The following is an 18,875-nucleotide window of genomic DNA, read 5'->3' on the forward strand; positions in this document are numbered from 1 at the left end:
CAAATGCGCTTCTGAAGTTTCAAAGCGCTCTCATTGTAGTGTGAATAAAACCGTGTCCAAACCAAGCAATGCGCCTTTGTGGGTGTTCGTTCCCAACATTCTTGTGCCTGAAATGGCACTTGAACGCCTGTCGGCCACCGCGCAGGCTCAATCCTTTCAAGGCCTGCCAGCCGGTTTGCTGCAAACCATGGCCAGAAATGCTGCGCCCGAATACCAGCATGCAGACGGGCTGGACCGAATTGAAGCCTGGCTGTTGCGCTACTTGGATTCAGAAGCGCAAGCAAAGTTCGACCAGTACCCGGCTTGGGCCATGCTTCAGAGGTTCAACGCGGATGGCGATGTTAGCCACTTAACGCCTTTCACCCGGTTTTGGGGCACAGTGGGTTGCCTGGAAATTGAAAGGGATGGCGTGCGTTTTACGCCGCCCGAGGTGTTGCAGGTGGGCAAGGCTGACTTGGAGGCCTTCTGGAACGTGGTTCAACCCTTGCTGGACAAGCATGGTTGGTCATTGAACACCCCGGCAGGCTTTCACAGCCTGTTGAGCAACCCTGTGCCTGTGCCCATGGAGCAGGCATCGCCCTGGTCGGTGCAAGGCATTCGATTGACCGACTACCTGCCCATGACCCACGAATGCAGCGACTGGCGGCGCATGTGGCTGAACATGCAGGTGGAATTGCACAACGCTGAATTCAACAAGGCCCGCGAGGCCAAAGGCTTAAAGCCTTTGAATGCACTGTGGTTCTGGGGTGGTGGCGAGGCTTGGCAAACTGATTTGCCGCTGCCGCGTGTGAAATCAGTGTCAGAGGACGGCGTATTCGACGCTGTCAAAATGACCGATGGCGCAGACGAGGCGGTGAATCGATTTGTGTTCTGGACCCAATTGCTGGATCCCGTATTGAAACAGTACACCGATTCCGGGCCAAAACCTGATCACGTGTATTGCGTGAACTTTCAGGGTTGGGGCGGCAACATTGCTGTGTTCAAATTGCTGGAAAGCGAGGTGCTGCAACCCATGCGCCTGGCGGGTTTGGCTTTTAACTGGGTGCTGTTGGGCAACAATGGCTGGAAAACTTTAACAAGCAACTGGATGAATCGCTTTAAATTTTGGCAGAACACACCGAACTGGGCCGTGCTGGGTGAACCCGAAATGCAGGAAGGCCCTTCAGAGGAAGACTTGCAAGCGGCATGGCAGCAAGGTCAGCGCGACCAAGACAGCATTCAGGCTGAGTGGGAGGGGCGATGATGAGCAACACGGTTCAACATCGTGTTCGAACACCACGCCCACAAGTTGAAGCTGCGCTACGTAGTCAGGGCATGCACCCTTTGTTGGCCCGGCTCATGGCCGCACGGGGTATTGCTTCCCAGGCCGAAGCCGAAATGAAACTGGCTGATTTGATTCCGCCCGCCGAGTTGAAAGGCATTGAACAAGCCGCTGAAATTCTGGCAGACGCCTTAGAAGCAGGTGCACGCATCGTGGTTGTGGGCGATTACGATTGCGATGGCGCAACCGCCACCGCGGTGGGCGTGCGCGGCTTGCGCATGTTGCTGCAAAGTTTGGGAGCCGATGAAGAAGCGGCGAGATACCACATTGATTTTCTGGTGCCCAATCGGTTTGAGTACGGCTATGGCCTGAGCCCTGAAATTGTTCAACTGGCTGCCCAAGAATTTGAACCCGATTTGTTGGTGACCGTGGACAACGGCATTGCCAGTGTTGAGGGTGTGAATGAGGCCAATGAGTTGGGTATTGGCGTGATTGTGACCGACCATCACTTGCCCGGTGAGCAACTGCCGCAAGCCTTGGCCATTGTGAATCCCAACCAGCCCGGTTGTAATTTCCCCAGTAAGTCGATTGCCGGGGTGGGTGTGATGTTCTATGTGTTGTTGGCCACCCGTGCGGTGTTGCGCGAACGTGGCGTGTTCGACGCCGCCAGTCAGCCCCGAATTGACGCGTTGCTTGACCTTGTGGCGCTGGGCACCGTGGCCGACGTGGTTAAACTGGATGCCAACAACCGCCGACTGGTGTCGCATGGTTTGCAGCGCATTCGTGCAGGTCGCGCCCAACCAGGCATGCTGGCCTTGTTTCATGAAGCCAGCCGCGACCCCCGCAAGGCCACAGCAGCCGACATGGGTTTTGCGCTGGGCCCGCGTCTGAACGCAGCAGGTCGCCTCGCCGACATGGCGATCGGCATTCGCACTTTGTTGGCCGACGACGCTGCCGAGGCCAGTGCACTGGCCGCCCAGCTTGGCAAAATGAACGAAGAACGCAAGCGTATCGAAGCCGACATGAAACGCGATGCGCTGGAAGACATTGAAAAGTTCATCAGCCAGGATGAACCCGCCGCAGGCATTGTGGTGGCCCACAGCACTTGGCACCAAGGTGTCATTGGCATTTTGGCGTCTCGCATCAAAGAACGCCTGTACCGGCCTACTATTGCGCTGGCCCCTGGCGATGATGGTTTCTGGAAAGGCAGCGGCCGTTCCGTGCAGGGCGTGCATTTGCGCGATGTGCTTGATTTGGTGTGCAAACGCCTGCCCGAAGGCAGCATGCCCAAGTTCGGCGGCCATGCCATGGCGGCTGGCTTAACCATTGCTGAGGGCGCCATTGAGCAATTCAAAATTGAATTTGCCAAAGCCATTCTGGATTTGAGCGACCCCAGCGCACTGACCCAGGTGGTGGAGACCGATGGTTCAATCCCCGCCGACTACATCGCGGCCAGCTCAGCCGACCTTCTGGAAACCCAGGTGTGGGGACAGGGCTTTCCGGCCCCCTTGTTTTGCGATGAATTTGAAGTACTTGAACACCGTTTGCTGAAAAACGCGCACAGCAAGTTCGCCTTGCGCCGTGATGGCAAAACCTTTGTGGCCTTGCGTTGGCGAGCCGTGGAGGCGTTGCCGGCCCGGGTCAAGCTGGCCTACCGGTTTGAAAGGGACTCCTTTACCGGTGGCGATGCGGTGCAAATCATTGTGGAACATGTGTTGTGATGCTTCTCAATGGCGCAATTCGCGTGTGTGCCAAATACGCAGTATCACGATGATCGTAGAGCCTCTGGACTGAATGACGCTGTAACGAATCTCGTATTGTCGGGAATAAATGCGCCTAACTTCCTGTTCTGAAAATTCAAGCATACGTTCGCCCAAGCGGGGAAAACTTCTTAACTTATGAGTCGCCGCAGCAATACCTTCCGAAGCATTAATGGCAGCATCCACGCTTTTCTCAAGTAAAAACGCGTGCAAGCGTTTTAGGTCGGTCGAAGCGCCGCTTGACCAGACAATTTCGCAATTCAACATGAGGGGTTGTCAGGCTTTGCGTTCTTGAGATTTCAGGGCTTCGGAATTTGCATCATGAATCCATTTCAAGATGTCCTCATGCCGCACAAAGTTGCCTTCTTCTACGGAACGAATAGCATCCAGCGTCATCTCATACTTGGCCTGTTCCTCCGCCACGTAATTATTCAAAGCCTGTTTCACAATCCAAGCCTTGGAGCGGTCCATTTTCTCGGCGATTTCATCCACCTTGTTGGCCAGGTCTTCCGGTACATGCGCAGTGATCACGCGGGTTTTGTCGGTAGCCATATGGATTTCGCTCATTATTTGCTTTGATTGAAAGTTAATCATACTGAATCAGATCATGGGACCACAAGCTTTGTGAAATGGGGGAGGGTGACAAACCTTGACTGAGTGAAACCCTTCCTCAAAGCACGCATGCGCTATGGCCATGCGGATTGGACTATAATGTAGGGTTACGCACATTGAATTTGTTAGAGAAACATGGAAGCCGAACGCCTGAATGCCATCATCAACGCCCTGACTGACCTTGCCGACCGTGCAGGCCAGTTGCGGAGGTATCTTTGACGTCGACCGCAAGGCCGAGCGACTCACTGTAGTTGACGCCGAACTGGAAGACCCCAATGTTTGGAACGATCCCAAACACGCGCAAGAGTTGGGCAAAGAGAAAAAGATGCTGGATGGCGTGGTGGTGACCATGAACACCGTGCAGGCCAACATCAGCGATGCGCAAGAATTGGTGGAAATGGCCGAAGCCGAAGGGGATTTCGACACGCTGGAAGCGATCGAGGCCGATGTGGCTGAATATGAAAAGATTATTGCCGATCTTGAATTCCGCCGCATGTTCAGCAACCCGGCCGACCCGGCCAACTGCTTCATCGACATCACCGCAGGTGCAGGTGGCACGGAAGCCCAGGACTGGGCCAGCATTTTGTTGCGCCAGTACCTACGCTACTGCGAACGCAAGGGTTTCAAAGTTGAGGTGATGGAACAATCTGACGGCGACGTGGCGGGTATCAAATCGGCCACGGTGAAGGTCGAAGGTGAATATGCTTTTGGCTACCTGCGCACCGAAACTGGCGTACATCGCCTGGTTCGCAAATCACCTTTCGATTCCTCTGGCGGGCGCCACACTTCTTTCGCGTCACTCTTTGTGTATCCGGAAGTCGACGATTCCTTTGAAATCGAAATCAACCCAGCCGATGTTCGCACCGACACTTACCGCGCCAGTGGTGCGGGTGGTCAGCACATCAACAAAACCGATTCTGCGGTTCGCTTAACCCACATTCCCACCGGCATTGTGGTGCAGTGTCAGAACGACCGTTCGCAGCACCGCAACCGCGACGAAGCCTGGGGCATGTTGAAAGCCAAGCTGTATGAGTTCGAAATGCGCAAGCGCATGGCCGAGCAACAGGCTTTGGAAGACACCAAAACCGATGTGGGCTGGGGCCATCAAATTCGCAGCTATGTGCTGGACAACAGCCGCATCAAAGACCTGCGCACCGGTGTTGAAATTTCCAACACCCAGCGCGTACTCGACGGCGACCTCGACCCATTCATTGAAGCCAGCTTGAAGCAAGGTATTTAAATCATGAACGACAAAACACAAGCCGCTGGCGAAGAACTACCTGTTGACGAGAACCAGATTATTGCTGAGCGCCGCGGCAAGTTGAGCAAATTGCGCGAGAAAGGCCAGCCTTTCCCCAACAGCTTCAAGCCTGAGCACCGTGCTGCCGATTTGCATGCCCATTATGGTTTGCTTGACAAAGAAACACTCGATCCACAGGGTATTGAGGTGTCCGTTTCAGGCCGAATGATGTTGAAACGTGTGATGGGCAAAGCCAGTTTTGCAACCGTGCAAGATGGCACAGGCCGCATTCAGTTTTACATCAACAATGAAGGTGTGGGCGAGGGCGTTCACGGCGAATTCAAGCACTGGGATTTGGGCGACATCATCGCAGCCAAAGGCAAGCTGTTCAAAACCAACAAAGGTGAGTTGAGTGTGCACTGCACGGAAATTCATTTGTTGGCGAAAAGCCTGCGCCCGCTGCCTGACAAATTCCATGGCCTGGCCGATCAGGAAATCAAATACCGCCAGCGTTACGTGGATTTGATTGTTTCCGATCAAACACGCGACACCTTTGTGACACGCTCCAAAGGCATGTCCTCGATTCGAAATTTCATGACCAATCACGGGTTTCTGGAAGTAGAAACACCGATGTTGCATGTGATCCCGGGTGGGGCTTCAGCCAAGCCTTTCATCACCCACCACAATGCGCTGGACATGGAAATGTACCTGCGCATTGCGCCTGAACTGTATTTGAAACGCCTGATTGTGGGTGGCTTCGAGCGCGTGTTCGAGATCAACCGCAACTTCCGGAATGAGGGTGTCAGCCCGCGCCACAACCCTGAATTCACCATGATGGAATTCTATGCAGCGTACTGGAATTACCGCGACTTGATGGACTTCACCGAGCAGGTGATTCAACACGTGGCCACCACCGCAACCGGCAGCGCAAGCCTCACTTACCAGGGTCGTGAGCTTGACTTGTCCAAGCCCTTTGCACGCTTGACCATTGTTGAAGCCATTCAAAAGTATTTCCCTGAATACGGCACAGACGATTTGCAGAACATCGACTACCTGAAAAAGGCCTTGGCCAAGAAAGGCGTGCATGTAGACAAGGAACCTGCGCTAAAAAATGCAGGTGTCGGTGCTTTGCAGTTGGCTCTGTTCGAAGAAACTTCTGAAAGCCTGTTGTGGGAACCCACCTTCATCGTGGATTACCCGGTTGAAGTGTCGCCTTTGGCACGCGCATCCGATGCGAATTCACAAATCACGGAGCGTTTTGAGTTGTTCATCACTGGCCGTGAAATTGCCAATGGTTTTTCCGAGTTGAATGATCCGGAAGACCAGGCCGATCGATTCAAGAAGCAGGTTGAGGCGAAAGAGGCAGGCGATGATGAAGCCATGTTCTACGACGCAGACTTCATTCGAGCGCTTGAATACGGCATGCCACCCACTGGTGGTTGTGGCATTGGTATCGACCGTTTGATGATGCTGATCACTGATAGCCCGAACATTCGGGACGTGATTCTGTTTCCGCACCTGCGGCGCGAAGATTAAGTTTAACTTGCACCGCGCGGGCGTGATTCAGTCACCTGCGCGGTTTTTGTTCACTGCAAGTGCAATGCTCACCTCATGTGTTGCACCATCCCGCCTTGGCGGGCTTTCATCCCTTCTTGATTGCTTGCTCGGTTCATGCGAAACGCAAAAGCGTGTTCGCATCGATTGCTTGCGCAATCGCCCCTCGCTGCGCATCAAGCGGGAAGCCCACCTGAAATCGGCGGGACGGTGCAGCACATGAGGTGAACTTGAGCGCTGGTGATGCACAACGGAGTACCTGCTTCGCGCACGATGAGCGCGCTATTACACTTAGCATCCAAAATATTGCTCGGCTCACTATGCTTCGCTCTGCCATTGTTGTAATACTTGCTTCCTTTCCGATTATTTCTGCGTGTTCCGAGTCTGATCAACGACTATCGACTCAACTGTTTATGCATTCGGAAACAGCATGCGAGTTGATATTCAAATCCCAGAATGCTGTTGTTGTCGAGAATTTTTGCGACACGGCGCAGAAACCCATCTTGATCAAGTTGGCTGAACAAGAAATCAGATCTGACTGGATTGACGAGAAGACCAGTCGTTTTCTGTTTCAGGAAGGTTGTGCCCAAGCGGATGAGTGTTTCTATGAACTGAGTACAAACGATGCTGGCGTGAGCGGCCGCTTTTCGTATCGAATCAATATGACGGAAGGTGAATACGGCTTCGAAGTCAATAGGTCTGGACAGTCGAAGGTGTTCAAGCAGTCATCCAAGGATATTCCGTCTTGAAAGGATTGTCACAGGCATTTTTAGGCCTCCGCGCTTTGTTGCATTCATCTCGCCGAGTTCAGGTGGGCTGCCCGCTTGATGCACAGCGAGGGGCGCTTCCGGCAGGAAGCGATGCGAACACGCTTTTGCGTTTCGCATGAACCGAGCCAGCAATCAAGAAGGGGCAAAAGCCCGCCAAGGCGGGATGAAGCGACATGAGCGGAGGCCATCAAGAAAGCAGCTGGAGGATACGCGACAAGCGTGGAGCCAGCAAACGAACTGGTGAATAATCCAACGTGCGCTGTGGCCATCAAGAAACCGGGGATTTCTAAAAAACCGTCACCGCCACCTTCAAGGTATGTTCCCCACCTCCGTGCACCACACCCCGCATCGGCGGCACATCCGCATAGTCACGGCCAACCGCCACAGTCACATACCGGGTATCCGGCAACTGGTTGTTGGTGGGGTCAAAGTCAACCCAGCCCACATCAGGGCCGCACCACAGCGAAACCCAGGCATGGCTTGCATCGGCACCCAGCAGCTTGGGTTGCCCGGGCGGTGGTTCGGTCAGCATGTAGCCACTCACATAGCGTGCTGAAAGCCCCAGTGAGCGCAGTACGCCCAACATCACATGCGCAAAGTCCTGGCAAACACCTTCGCGGCTTTGCATCACTTCTTCAACGGTGGTGTGGATTGTGGTTGATCCGCTTTGGTAGGTGAATTCCCGAAAAATACGCTGCATCAGGGCTTGCCCGGCGTGCACCACCTGGCGGCCTGGCCAGAAGTCGAGACTGCCATAGTCGCGCAGTGAATCGAGCAAGGGCACATGCTTGGATTCAAACCTGAATTGATAATCATACGAAATGGCTTGGCCTGACTGGTAGCGTAATTGGTCCACCAATTCATTCCAGCTTGGGCTGATCAAATCGTCAATCGGGCCAGTGTGCAAAAAGCTGCTCACTTCGACTTCACTTTCGCTGTGAACTTCAAGATGATCGTGGGGGTAATTCATCTCGAAGTGATGCACCACATTGCCAAATGCATCGGTGTTGCTTTGCACAGTCGACGGGTTGGGGCGAATTTTCAGCGTGTGCGAAATCAGCTTTTGGCCCTTGCGCAAAGGGCCCGCTTCCATGCCTTCGCCTTCTTGCGGCTGCAAGATACAAATTTGCTGCGAACATTCCGCAGGTTGTTGATAGTCGTAGTCGGTGACATGGGTCACCTTTCTTCTTTCCGAGAAGGGCATTGATTTATCTTCCCTGAATGACTTGGTCGGGCAACTCTGCCAGTCTGAAATATTGGGCACCCACAAGGTCTGAAACCTTGTAGGCCGTGTCGAGTAATTCTTGCAGCCAGGCGCGCAATTTACGCCCGGTATCAGCCGGGAAGGGAGGTTGCAGGCCCTCCAGGCTGAGGCCATCCGGCATGTCGCCGTTGTTGTACACACTGTCAAACAGTTGTCGAATCTGGCTGGTGTCGCCGGGCAAACGATCAATCACAATGTTCAGCTTATACAGAATTCGGCGAATGGCATAGGGCGCATCTTCATCAAAGATCAACAGGTCGAGTGTAGGCAACCACTCAAAGCGATGCTGGTAGCGCGATCTATAGGTAATGGTGCTGTCGGCCAAAGCAATGGCCAAAGCAAGCCCGTGTTCGCCTGCTCGCCCAGGCATGCTGGTCAGCGACAGCAAACAATCGCAGGCACCACACAAGCGTTCAAGCTGCCTGCCCAGTTGCAAAAAGCGCCAGCCGTTGTCGCGGGTCATGTGGTCACTTTGCTCGCCGTGCATGGCCAGCAAATACAACTGTACCTGTTCAAGCGAATTGGTGGGCAAGCTGCGCTGGAAACGAACCCACTCGGGTTCGATCAGCACTTTGGCGCAATCGTTCAGCAATCGCCAGTGGCCACTGCTTAAACGTTCGCGCAATTGCCCGGCCACATTGGCCAGTCCATTGAGCTGACCTGCCAGTCCAACTGCGGCAGGCTCATCTATGCCGGTTTTGTACCAAAGCCTTTCGAGAATATTGGCTTCAAGTTCATCCTGCGTCAGTGGTTCTGCCGGGTCAAACTCGGTACTCAAGCCTTGTTTGCCACACAATTCGTGCAGCAAGCCCAGGGTGGTGGTGTCCAGGTACTCTTCTTCGTTCAACAGCAACTGGGCTCGCAGTAGTAAACGCAATGAAAAACTGGCGCGCTCGGTGTAACGCCCCAGCCAAAACAAATGCTCCGCAGCCCGGCTAGACACTGGCCTGCGCAACGCCTGCAAATCTTTGGCTTGCAGTTTTTCTTTCAGGTTGGTGGTTCGTTCAACGGGTTCGCCGCTGCGCACCCAGGTGTCTAGGCTGGTGCCACCTTTTTGCATGCTTACAATGCCGTGCTGGTCGCCCGCCACGCGGGTCAGCCCCCCGGGCATCACGGTGTAATTGCCTTGTCCATCAGTCACGGCAAAAAGCCGCAGCATCATGGCACGTTCTTCAATGCCACCGGCACCGGTCCAAATTGGCACGCGTGACAGCGGGATCAGTTCCTGCAGGGTGTATTGCGAGGGTCGCTGGCTGATCTTCGACAACCAGCTTCGTTTCTCGATTTCATCCAACTCCGAGCCCATGATTGAATCCATGGTGCGCCCGCGCCGGTTGGGTCCGGTGGATTTGATCACCAAATTATTCAGCCTTTCGCTGGCTTGCGCCCAGGCGGGCGATTCACCGCACCACCAGCTGGGCACGCTGGGCAACAGCAAGTCTTCCTGTAGGTAATGCTTTCCCAGCCCGGGCATAAAGCCATGAATGGCTGGGCTTTCCAGCCAGCCAGCGCCTGGCATGTTTGCCATCACAACGCCACCTGTGCGAATGGCCTGCAGCAAACCAGGCACGCCCAGTTGGGAGTCTTCGCGCAGTTCGAGTGGGTCTAGCCATTGGTCGTCGGTACGTCGAATCAAGCCATCAATCGGCTCAAGACCGTTCACGGTTTTCAGAAACACGTTGTTATTTCGAACAGTCAGGTCGCTGCCTTCAACCAAGGATATGCCCAGGTAGCGAGCCAGGTAAGTGTGCTCAAAGTAAGTTTCGTTGTAAGGGCCCGGGGTCAGCAGTGCAATGCGTGCATTGTCACCCTTGGGTGAAAGCCTGCGTATGCCGTCGATGTAGTCGCGGTAAAAACCGGCCAAATGCTGAATGTGCATTTCTCGAAAGCCACGCGTGAAACTGCGCGAGATGCTCAAGCGGTTTTCAAGGGCATAGCCGAGGCCTGACGGTGCCTGCATTCGATGGGTAATCACCCACCATTTGCCGTCTGGGCTGCGGCCCAAATCGAACGCCACCATGTGTAGCCACACTCCGTTCAGTGGTTCCGTGCCTTGCATTTGTGGCAAATAGCCAGAATGACCGTACACCAAATCGGCAGGCAACAATCCTTTGGCAAGCAGTTCTCGCTTCCCGTACACATCGGCCATCATCGCGTTCAACAGGCGTGCTCGCTGGGCAATGCCTGTTTGCAGCACGGCCCAGTCAGCCTGGTCAATGATGAAAGGCAGCAAATCGAGCGACCAAGGGCGTGAGGTGCCCTGTGCGTGGTCGGCGTACACATTGTAGGTGATGCCGTTGTCGCGAATTTGTTTGGCCAGCGCATTCAGCTTGGCATCGAGGTGATCACTCAGCCCGGTGGAGGGCAGGCGGTTGACAAAGTCAGCCCATGCCGGGCGAAGCACACCACTGCTCGCCAGTTCGCTGTAGTAAGCACTGGTGCCTTGAAGAATGCTCTGTTGCCAGGGCACTTCGACATTCGCAAGGGTGGTGTTCGGGTTCGCGCTCAAAGCGGTCACTGTCTAAAGTTTGGTGCCTTATTGTAAATGCCTAACACCATCTTAGGTCCAGTGTGATGGGGAACTCGGGCCTTCCACTTGGGCTTTTTACACTAACTGAGCCCTGGGTGTGGCCCATGCGGAAAAAGCGGGTCAAGCGTCGACTCTCGGCCTCGAATGCATTCACCGGGAATAGGTCATAGTTGCGCCCGCCCGGGTGGGCCACATGGTATTGGCACCCACCCAGGCTGCGGCCGTTCCAAGTGTCGATCAGGTCGAACACCAAGGGTGTGTGCACGCCAATGGTGGGGTGCAGGGCATTGGGTGGTTGCCAGGCCCGGTAACGTACCCCAGCCACATATTCACCCTCGGTGCCCGTGCTGTGCAATGGCACCTTCACGCCATTGCAGGTCAAGGTGTAGCGTTCGTCCACAAAGTTGTTCACCTTCACTTCCAGGCGTTCAAGTGAAGAATCGACATAGCGCACAGTGCCACCGGGCGCGCCTTCCTCGCCCAACACATGCCACGGTTCAAGCGCACTGAATATTTCTACCTCCACACCCCGGCTGGAAAAGTCACCCATTTTCGGGAAACGGAATGCAAAGTGGGGTGCAAACCAGTCCAGCTGGAAAGGAAAGCCAGCTGCCTGCAAATCGCCTACCACGTCGGCAATGTCGTTTTTCACGAAAGTGGACAGCATGAACTGATCGTGCAGGCGCGTACCCCATTTCACCAGTCTGGCTGTGTAGGGTGTTTTCCAGAACTTGGCAATCAGGGCGCGCAGCAGCAGTTGCTGCGCAAGGCTCATTTGCGCATTGGGTGGCATCTCGAAGGCACGCAACTCCAGCAGCCCCAAGCGGCCAGTCGAGGTGTCGGGGCTGTACAGTTTGTCGATACAAAATTCGCTGCGGTGGGTGTTCCCGGTTGAATCAATCAGAATATTTCGCAGCAAGCGGTCGATGATCCACGGCGGTGGGTTGCCCGCGTGTTTTTGTATTTGCCGGTTTAGCTCGGTTAAGGCCAGCTCAAGTTCATGCACCTGATCGCTGCGTGCCTCGTCCACGCGTGGGGCCTGGCTGGTGGGGCCAATGAACAGGCCGGAGAACAGGTACGACAAGCCTGGGTGGTTGTGCCAGTAACGCAGCAGACTGCCCAACAAATCGGGGCGGCGCAGGAAGGGACTGTTCTCGGGTGTTTCCCCACCCATCACGAAGTGGTTGCCGCCACCTGTGCCGCTGTGCCGGCCATCCAGCATGAATTTCTCGGTCGAAAGCCCGATCAACCGAGCTTCCTCATACAAATTCGTGGTCAGGTGCAGCAACTCACCCCATGTTTTGCTGGGTTGTACGTTCACTTCCAGCACGCCGGGGTCGGGTGTCACCTGCAGCATGGTCAGGCGTTTGTCACGCGGGGGCGGGTACCCTTCCAGCACCACAGGCTGATTCATGTCTTCTGCGGTGTCTTCAATTCTAGCCACCAGCTCCAGGTAATCATCGAGCACTTCCAGCGGGGGCATGAATACATACAAGTGCCCGTTGCGCACTTGCACACACATGGCGGTGCGTACCACATGGCTTGCCGATTCTTTCAGTACTGGCGGGGTGTCATCGGCCACACTGGGCGCACTTGCTTTGGCCCCTGTCTTTTGAAGAGCCACGCGCGAAGGTGCAGCAGGCGCAAACGGGTCAGCGGGAATGGTGTACGGAAAGTCTTTCTTGGCCACCCAGGGTTGTGAATCCAGCGGCAGGCGATAGCCCATGGGCGAATCGCCAGGAATCAGGTACATGCGCTCTTCCCGCAGAAACCATCGCCCGGTGCGCCATTGGCCTTTGGCCGATTGAATGGGCAAGCAATAACCCACTTCCTCGGTCAGCCCTTGAGTAAATACCTTGTTCAGGCGTTTGCGTTCAAGCGGGTCGTCGAGCCGCGAATCGAATGGGTCCACATTCACCGGCAATTTGCGCTCGCGCCACATGTAGTACCAGGCGTCTTCGAAACCGGGCATCACATAGCGCGGATGTATGCCCAAACGGCTGCAAAGCCCCTCCATAAATTGTTTGGCTGTCGCGTTGCTGGCTTTGCCATCCGCTTGTTCATGGCTCAGCAGTTTCGGGTTTTTCCAGACCGCTTCACCGCTTTTCAGCCAGTACATCGACAAGGCCCAGCGGGGCAATTGCTCGCCCGGGTACCATTTGCCTTGCCCAAAATGATAAAAACCACCCTTGCCGTAGTATTTGGCCAGCTTGTTCAGCATTTTGATGCCGTAATCGCGCTTGGTGGGGCCCAGCGCATCCACATTCCATTCTGCAGCGCCGCGGTCGGTGTTGGCCACAAACGTGGGTTCGCCACCCATGGTCAGGCGCACGTCCAGTGCATTCAATGCCTTGTCTACTTCAAAGCCCAGCGCTTCAATGCCTTTCCATTGTTCTTCGGTGTAGGGTTTGCTGGTGCGTGGCGATTCGTAAATACGCTGCACGCTCATTTCATGCTCAAACTCAACTTCACATTCATCCAGCGTGCCGGTAATGGGTGCTGCACTGCCGGGTTCGGGCGTACAAGCCAAGGGTATATGGCCTTCACCAGCCAGCAAACCCGAGGTGGGGTCCAGGCCTATCCAGCCAGCCCCTGGCAAATACACCTCGCACCAGGCATGCAGGTCGGTGAAATCTTTTTCAGGGCCATCCGGGCCGTCAATGGCTTTCACATCGCTGGTCAATTGAATCAGGTAGCCAGATGCAAAACGTGCAGCTAGCCCTAAGCGACGGAATATTTGCACCATCAGCCAAGCGGTGTCGCGGCAGGAACCAGAGCCATTGTTCAATGTCTCATCGGGTGTTTGCACACCCGGTTCCATCCGGATCAGGTATTTGATACGACCGGCAAGGTCTTGATTCAAGGCCACCAGAAAATCGATGGTTTTAACCCGACTCAGGTTCATCTCGGCCATGTAGGCATTGAAGGCCTTGCCTGTGTGGCATGGCACCAGGTAGGGCGCCAGTTCCTGATCCAGCGAGGCATCGTATTTGAAGGGAAAAAACTCGGCGGCTTCTTCGAGGAAAAAATCGAAGGGATTCAGCACTGACATTTCAGCCACCAAATCAACTGCAATTTCCATCATCTCGGTGCGCTCGGGGAATATCAAACGCCCCATGTAATTGCTTTGCGGGTCTTGTTGCCAGTTGATGAAATGGGTTTGCGGCAGCACCTTCATGCTGTAACTCAAAATACGCGTGCGGCAATGCGGGGCGGGGCGCAAACGCACCACTTGAGGGCCAAGGTTGATCAAGCGGTCGTAGCGGTACCGTGTAATATGGCGCAGAGCAACGTGAATTGACACTTTGTAATCCCAAAAATGAAGCCGAACAAACAAAACCTGTTTACGGCATGGAGAGAAGCATGAACCATGCCGAAGAAATCTGGAAAACTTTGGTGCGTGCCACTGTGGACAAAAAGCACCCATGGCGAATTGCTGCATTCAGCACCGCAGGTGCCACAGGCCCACAGTCGCGCTCTGTTGTTTTGCGGGGCGTGAATACTGCGGAACACTCACTTGTGTTTTACACCGATCGCCGTAGCCAGAAAATGAAGGATCTGGACCACGATTCGCGTGTTGCCCTGTTGTTCTGGAACCCGCGCAGCAATACCCAACTCAGAGTATGTGGTATTGCCAAGCCTGAGGCCAGTGAATTGATTGTGAATGGTTTTTGGGATCGAATCCCGGAATACGCCAGAAAAGACTACGCAACCCTGAGCGCCCCCGGGGATGCGCTTGTTGGTGGTGATCTGGTTTATGACTTCGATATGGCACGCGCCAACTTTGTGGTGTTGAACGTGAAAGTATTGAATTTCGAGTTATTGGAATTGAAGCGCGAGGGCCATGTGCGATTTCGCTGCGATCTTGATGAAACCGGGCAATGGATTCATCAAAACATGGTTCCCTGAAGGTATCCTGAGTATTGAGTTTTTGAGCAGTCAGTAAAGCGAGGTTATAGCGATGAGCGACACGAAATACACGCCCCCCAAAGTTTGGGTGTGGGACAAGGAAAGCGGTGGCAAATTTGCCAACATCAATCGCCCCATCGCGGGCGCTACCCATGAGAAAGATTTGCCTGTTGGCGAGCATCCTTTGCAGTTGTATTCACTGGCCACCCCGAATGGCGTGAAAGTGACTGTGATGCTGGAAGAGTTGCTTGCACTTGGCCACGCGGGCGCAGAATACGACGCCTGGTTGATCAATATTTCCAATGGCGACCAGTTCAGCAGTGGGTTTGTCGAAGTGAACCCCAACAGCAAAATTCCAGCCCTGCTGGATCGCAGCACCAATCCGCCCACGCGCGTGTTTGAATCGGGTTCAATCCTGTTGTACCTCGCCGAGAAGTTCAAGGCATTCTTGCCCACCGATCCAGCCAAGCGAACAGAAACCCTGTCATGGTTGTTTTGGCAAATGGGCAGCGCGCCCATGCTGGGTGGTGGTTTCGGGCACTTCTATGCCTACGCTCCAGAGAAGTACGAATACCCAATCAACCGTTACGCCATGGAAGTGAAACGACAGCTGGATGTGCTGGATCGCCAACTGGCCGATCATGAATACATTTCAGGCAATGAATACACCATTGCAGACATGGCGATTTGGCCCTGGTATGGCGCTTTGGTGACCAACAAAGTGTACGAGGCTGCCGAATTTCTGGAGGCGCACACTTACACCAATGTGCTGCGTTGGACCGAGCAAATTGCCAAGCGGCCTGCCGTAATCCGTGGGCGCATGGTGAACCGCGCATGGGGCGAGCCCAACGAACAGGTACTTGAGCGGCACAGTGCCAGTGATTTCGATGGCAAAGCCATTTAAGGGTGGCTGGCTGGGGCACAATGTGCCCTTTCTTTAATTGGCAGTGGGGTTTTATTGTGTACAAGCTTGCGTTTGCATTGGTAGTAGCTGGTTTGGCGGGTTGTGCGTCAACCCATGATTTGTCCAAGGGCACCAATATGCTGGGCGGTGGTTATAAACAAGAGGAAATGGGCCCAGGCCTGTTTTACATTTATGCACGATCGAACCATGCGCCCTGGACCAATATTGAAGCTGCTCGAATTACCTGGCGAAACGGTGCTGAGCGGGCGTGTTTATCGGCCGCTTATGATGAGTTGAATATCCAGGAAGGCGAGAAAGACACTGGCCTGCAAAACAGCAGTGGCGTGCGTTATTTGGTGACCGAGCGAACCGGGTATGCCAAATGCGATTCTTCAACGTTAAGCGATGCAGAGATCAATCAAATTATCGGAAAGGACGCCGCAATTCGATAAACAACGGAGAGGTTAATGCGTCTATTCAATGCAGTTATTTTGGCATTCTCCATGTTTGTAACCAACGTGCAGGGTGCATCCCAACAAGCTGCGGTTGAACGTCAAAACTGGAAAATCTTCTTCGAACAGCACAATGCCGAGGGCACCTTGGTGGTGCTTGACCAACGTGCCCCCGGTGCGGTGTTTCAGGTACACAACCCAAGACGCGCCAGCGCGCCCTATTTGCCCGCCTCCACTTACAAAATTCCCCATGCCCTGTTCGCACTTGAACACGGTGTGGTGAAAGACGAGTTTCAGGTGTTCAAGTGGGATGGGAAAACGCGTGAATTCGATGTCTGGAATTCTGATCACAACCTGCGCTCGTCCATGCGAGGCTCCGTGGTGTGGGTGTATCAAAGGATCGGCCAGGAAATTGGCGAGCAAGCCGCTAAAACTTATCTCGAAAAAGCAGACTATGGCAATGCCGACCCCAGTGGCGGAAAAGACGGTTATTGGCTGGACGGAAACATTCGAATCAATGCCTTTGAGCAAATCCAGTTTTTACAAAAGCTTTACACGAACAGTTTGCCTTTCAAAGTAGAGCACCAGCGACTTGTGAAAGACATCATCATTGTTGAGGCGGGCAAAGACTGGATACTTCGCGGCAAAACAGGTTGGGAGGGCAGCTTTGGCTGGTGGGTTGGTTACGTTGAATGGCCAACCGGCCCTGTGTTTTTTGCTTTGAATATCGATACGCCCAATCGCATCGGCGACCTGCCAAAGCGGGAAGCAGTAACCCGGGCGGTGCTTCAGTCCATCAAGGCGTTGCCACCCAGCTAAATAGATGACCACGCTTGATCTGACCGCTGTATATTGATTACAACTCTCAGTGGGCTCGAAAAATGGCAATCAAAGCATTGATCACCGTTTTTTTGCTTGGCACTCTGCTGCAAGGTTGTGCCTTGCCGCCACTGAATGATCGAACACAGTCGAGTGCACTCAGCCCACAACTGGCCAGTGAAACGAAACTTGGAAAATCCTTGGCTGTGCGCTTGGCACAGAATCGTGGCAAAGCTGGCATTTATCCGATTCAAGACCCAAAGCAAGCTTTCGCCGGTCGTGTTGCCTTGGCACGCACGGCAGAACGAACCATCGATATTCAATCCTACTTGTGGCACAACGACACCACAGGCACCTTGATATTGAATGAATTATTCGCCGCTGCGCAGCGCGGTGTGCGTGTGCGTTTGCTGCTTGATGACAACGGCATCACGGGTTTGGACAATCAGTTGAATCGACTGGATCGTCACCCGAATATTGAAGTACGTTTGTTTAATCCGTTTGTCATTCGTAATCCAAAGTGGCTCGGGTATATCACCGACTTTTCCCGCGTAAACCGCCGAATGCACAACAAGTCGTTCACAGTAGACAATATGGTGACCATTTCTGGTGGGCGAAATATTGGTGATGAGTACTTTGGGGCAACCGATGCGCAACTGTTCACCGATCTCGACATGCTCTGTGTTGGCGCAGTGGTGGATGCGGTGTCTCGCGATTTCGATTTGTACTGGCAAAGTAATTCTTCTTACCCGTCGAGCAAAATTCTATTGCCCACCGAACCTACTGTGCTGGACAAACTGGACAGTGAGGAATTGACAGCAGAGCAGCAAGAACGTGCCGCGGTGTACACAACGCAGGTTCGTGAATCTGTGTTTGTACAAGACTTTTTAAGTGGCAATTTACAGCTGCAATGGACCGAGGTGCGCATGGTCAGCGATGACCCCGCCAAGGGGCTGGATGAGGCCAGCCGAGAGGATTATTTGGTGGCAGAGCTTCGAGACTTTATTGCTGAACCGAAGTTCAGCTTGAGTGTTGTGTCCCCTTATTTTGTGCCCACAGAGAAAGGCGTGGCTTTCTTTTCCCGCTTGGCGAAGGCGGGTGTCAATGTGCAAATTCTGACAAATTCGCTGGAGGCTACTGATGTGGCTGCCGTGCACTCTGGTTATGCAAAAACGCGTGTGGAGTTATTGAAGGCAGGCGTGAAACTGTTTGAATTAAAAAGCAGCGCTGGGGTACAAAAGACCAATACAAAACGGAATTTGATGCTGGGCAACTCGGGCTCAAGCTTGCACACCAAAACTTTTTCAGTTGATTCGTCGCGCGTGTTTGTTGGTTCGTTCAATTTCGATCCGCGTTCAGTGAACCTAAACACTGAAATGGGCTTTTTGATTCAAAGCGAAAGCCTTGCAACCCAAATTGATTTGGCATTTCAAGCCCTGCCGGTGATGGCGTATGAAGTTCGGTTGGATGAAAACGACGCGTTGGTGTGGATAGAGCGGCAGAGCGGAAAAGAAATTGTTCACAATCTGGAGCCCAAGGCCACTGTGTGGCGTAAGGCTGTTGTGTTCTTTTACTCTCTGCTGCCTATCAACGACTTGCTTTAATCAGTCCTGCTCTTCAATCCAGGTCATCTGGATGGCTTCCAGAATTTTCTCATTGGACTTTTCGGGATCATCCTCGAAGCCGGGCAGGGCGCACACCCACTTGTGTAAATCGGTGAAACGAATGTATTGCGGATCTACGTCAGGGTGGGCGTCAATCAATTCAAGCGCAATGTCCAGCGTGTCAGTCCATTTCATG

General features: G+C 53.8%; 16 protein-coding genes. 10 read left to right on the plus strand and 6 right to left on the minus strand.

The window, feature by feature from the left end; translation table 11 throughout:
* Positions 1 to 52 precede the first annotated feature (52 nt).
* Complete coding sequence (locus FCS97_RS15510) at positions 53 to 1,243, plus strand: hypothetical protein (protein WP_138519347.1); 1,191 nt, start codon at positions 53 to 55, stop codon at positions 1,241 to 1,243.
* Positions 1,243 to 2,982, plus strand: a complete 1,740-nt coding sequence (gene recJ, locus FCS97_RS15515) for a single-stranded-DNA-specific exonuclease RecJ (protein WP_138519348.1) — start codon at positions 1,243 to 1,245, stop codon at positions 2,980 to 2,982. The genes FCS97_RS15510 and recJ overlap by 1 nt, the downstream gene beginning before the upstream one ends.
* A gap of 6 nt (positions 2,983 to 2,988) precedes the next feature.
* Here the strand turns inward: recJ and FCS97_RS15520 are convergent, their stop codons facing one another.
* On the minus strand, positions 2,989 to 3,288 hold the full coding sequence (locus tag FCS97_RS15520) for a type II toxin-antitoxin system RelE/ParE family toxin (RefSeq protein WP_138519349.1): 300 nt from the start codon (positions 3,286 to 3,288) through the stop codon (positions 2,989 to 2,991).
* Positions 3,289 to 3,297: 9 nt separating this feature from the next.
* Positions 3,298 to 3,573, minus strand: coding sequence for a CopG family ribbon-helix-helix protein (locus FCS97_RS15525; RefSeq protein WP_171035340.1), 276 nt, complete (start codon positions 3,571 to 3,573; stop codon positions 3,298 to 3,300).
* A 195-nt stretch (positions 3,574 to 3,768) separates the two neighbouring features.
* Here FCS97_RS15525 and prfB point away from each other — a divergent pair.
* The 3 genes from prfB (at position 3,769) to FCS97_RS15540 (ending at position 7,176) form a co-directional block, all read left to right on the plus strand.
* A protein-coding gene (gene prfB / locus FCS97_RS15530) for a peptide chain release factor 2 (protein WP_212746501.1) occupies positions 3,769 to 4,873 on the plus strand; the annotation gives its coding sequence in 2 pieces (ribosomal slippage) (positions 3,769 to 3,840 and positions 3,842 to 4,873; 1,104 coding nt in all).
* A 3-nt stretch (positions 4,874 to 4,876) separates the two neighbouring features.
* On the plus strand, positions 4,877 to 6,409 hold the full coding sequence (lysS, locus tag FCS97_RS15535; protein WP_138519352.1) for a lysine--tRNA ligase: 1,533 nt from the start codon (positions 4,877 to 4,879) through the stop codon (positions 6,407 to 6,409).
* A gap of 431 nt (positions 6,410 to 6,840) precedes the next feature.
* On the plus strand, positions 6,841 to 7,176 hold the full coding sequence (locus FCS97_RS15540; RefSeq protein WP_171035341.1) for a hypothetical protein: 336 nt from the start codon (positions 6,841 to 6,843) through the stop codon (positions 7,174 to 7,176).
* Positions 7,177 to 7,483: 307 nt separating this feature from the next.
* Here FCS97_RS15540 and FCS97_RS15545 read toward each other — a convergent pair whose 3' ends face one another.
* From FCS97_RS15545 to FCS97_RS15555, 3 genes are read right to left on the minus strand one after another with little or no spacing between them, the layout of a single operon-like run.
* Entirely contained in the window at positions 7,484 to 8,401 is a 918-nt protein-coding gene (locus FCS97_RS15545; RefSeq protein WP_138519354.1) for a transglutaminase family protein, read from the minus strand.
* Between the two features lie 4 nt (positions 8,402 to 8,405).
* A complete protein-coding gene (locus tag FCS97_RS15550) occupies positions 8,406 to 10,970 on the minus strand; it encodes a circularly permuted type 2 ATP-grasp protein (protein WP_171035342.1) in 2,565 nt (854 codons plus the stop codon).
* A 40-nt stretch (positions 10,971 to 11,010) separates the two neighbouring features.
* Positions 11,011 to 14,295 (minus strand): transglutaminase family protein, encoded by a 3,285-nt coding sequence (locus tag FCS97_RS15555; protein WP_138519356.1) that lies wholly within the window; start codon positions 14,293 to 14,295, stop codon positions 11,011 to 11,013.
* A gap of 59 nt (positions 14,296 to 14,354) precedes the next feature.
* Between FCS97_RS15555 and FCS97_RS15560 the strand changes: the two genes are divergently transcribed.
* The 5 genes from FCS97_RS15560 (at position 14,355) to FCS97_RS15580 (ending at position 18,679) form a co-directional block, all read left to right on the plus strand.
* A complete protein-coding gene (locus FCS97_RS15560; protein WP_171035343.1) occupies positions 14,355 to 14,900 on the plus strand; it encodes a pyridoxamine 5'-phosphate oxidase family protein in 546 nt (181 codons plus the stop codon).
* 52 nt (positions 14,901 to 14,952) lie between these two features.
* Positions 14,953 to 15,804, plus strand: a complete 852-nt coding sequence (yghU, locus tag FCS97_RS15565) for a glutathione-dependent disulfide-bond oxidoreductase (protein WP_138519358.1) — start codon at positions 14,953 to 14,955, stop codon at positions 15,802 to 15,804.
* Between the two features lie 56 nt (positions 15,805 to 15,860).
* Positions 15,861 to 16,256, plus strand: coding sequence for a hypothetical protein (locus FCS97_RS15570; protein ID WP_138519359.1), 396 nt, complete (start codon positions 15,861 to 15,863; stop codon positions 16,254 to 16,256).
* A gap of 15 nt (positions 16,257 to 16,271) precedes the next feature.
* Positions 16,272 to 17,075: a class D beta-lactamase gene (gene blaOXA / locus FCS97_RS15575; protein WP_212746502.1), complete on the plus strand. Its 804-nt coding sequence runs from the start codon at positions 16,272 to 16,274 to the stop codon at positions 17,073 to 17,075.
* A gap of 62 nt (positions 17,076 to 17,137) precedes the next feature.
* Positions 17,138 to 18,679: a phospholipase D family protein gene (locus FCS97_RS15580; RefSeq protein ID WP_138519360.1), complete on the plus strand. Its 1,542-nt coding sequence runs from the start codon at positions 17,138 to 17,140 to the stop codon at positions 18,677 to 18,679.
* Here FCS97_RS15580 and iscX read toward each other — a convergent pair whose 3' ends face one another.
* Complete coding sequence (gene iscX, locus FCS97_RS15585; protein ID WP_138519361.1) at positions 18,680 to 18,874, minus strand: Fe-S cluster assembly protein IscX; 195 nt, start codon at positions 18,872 to 18,874, stop codon at positions 18,680 to 18,682.
* Position 18,875 lies beyond the last annotated feature (1 nt).

The sequence above is a fragment of the Limnobacter alexandrii genome, from assembly GCF_005871185.1.
Lineage (GTDB): Bacteria > Pseudomonadota > Gammaproteobacteria > Burkholderiales > Burkholderiaceae_B > Limnobacter > Limnobacter alexandrii.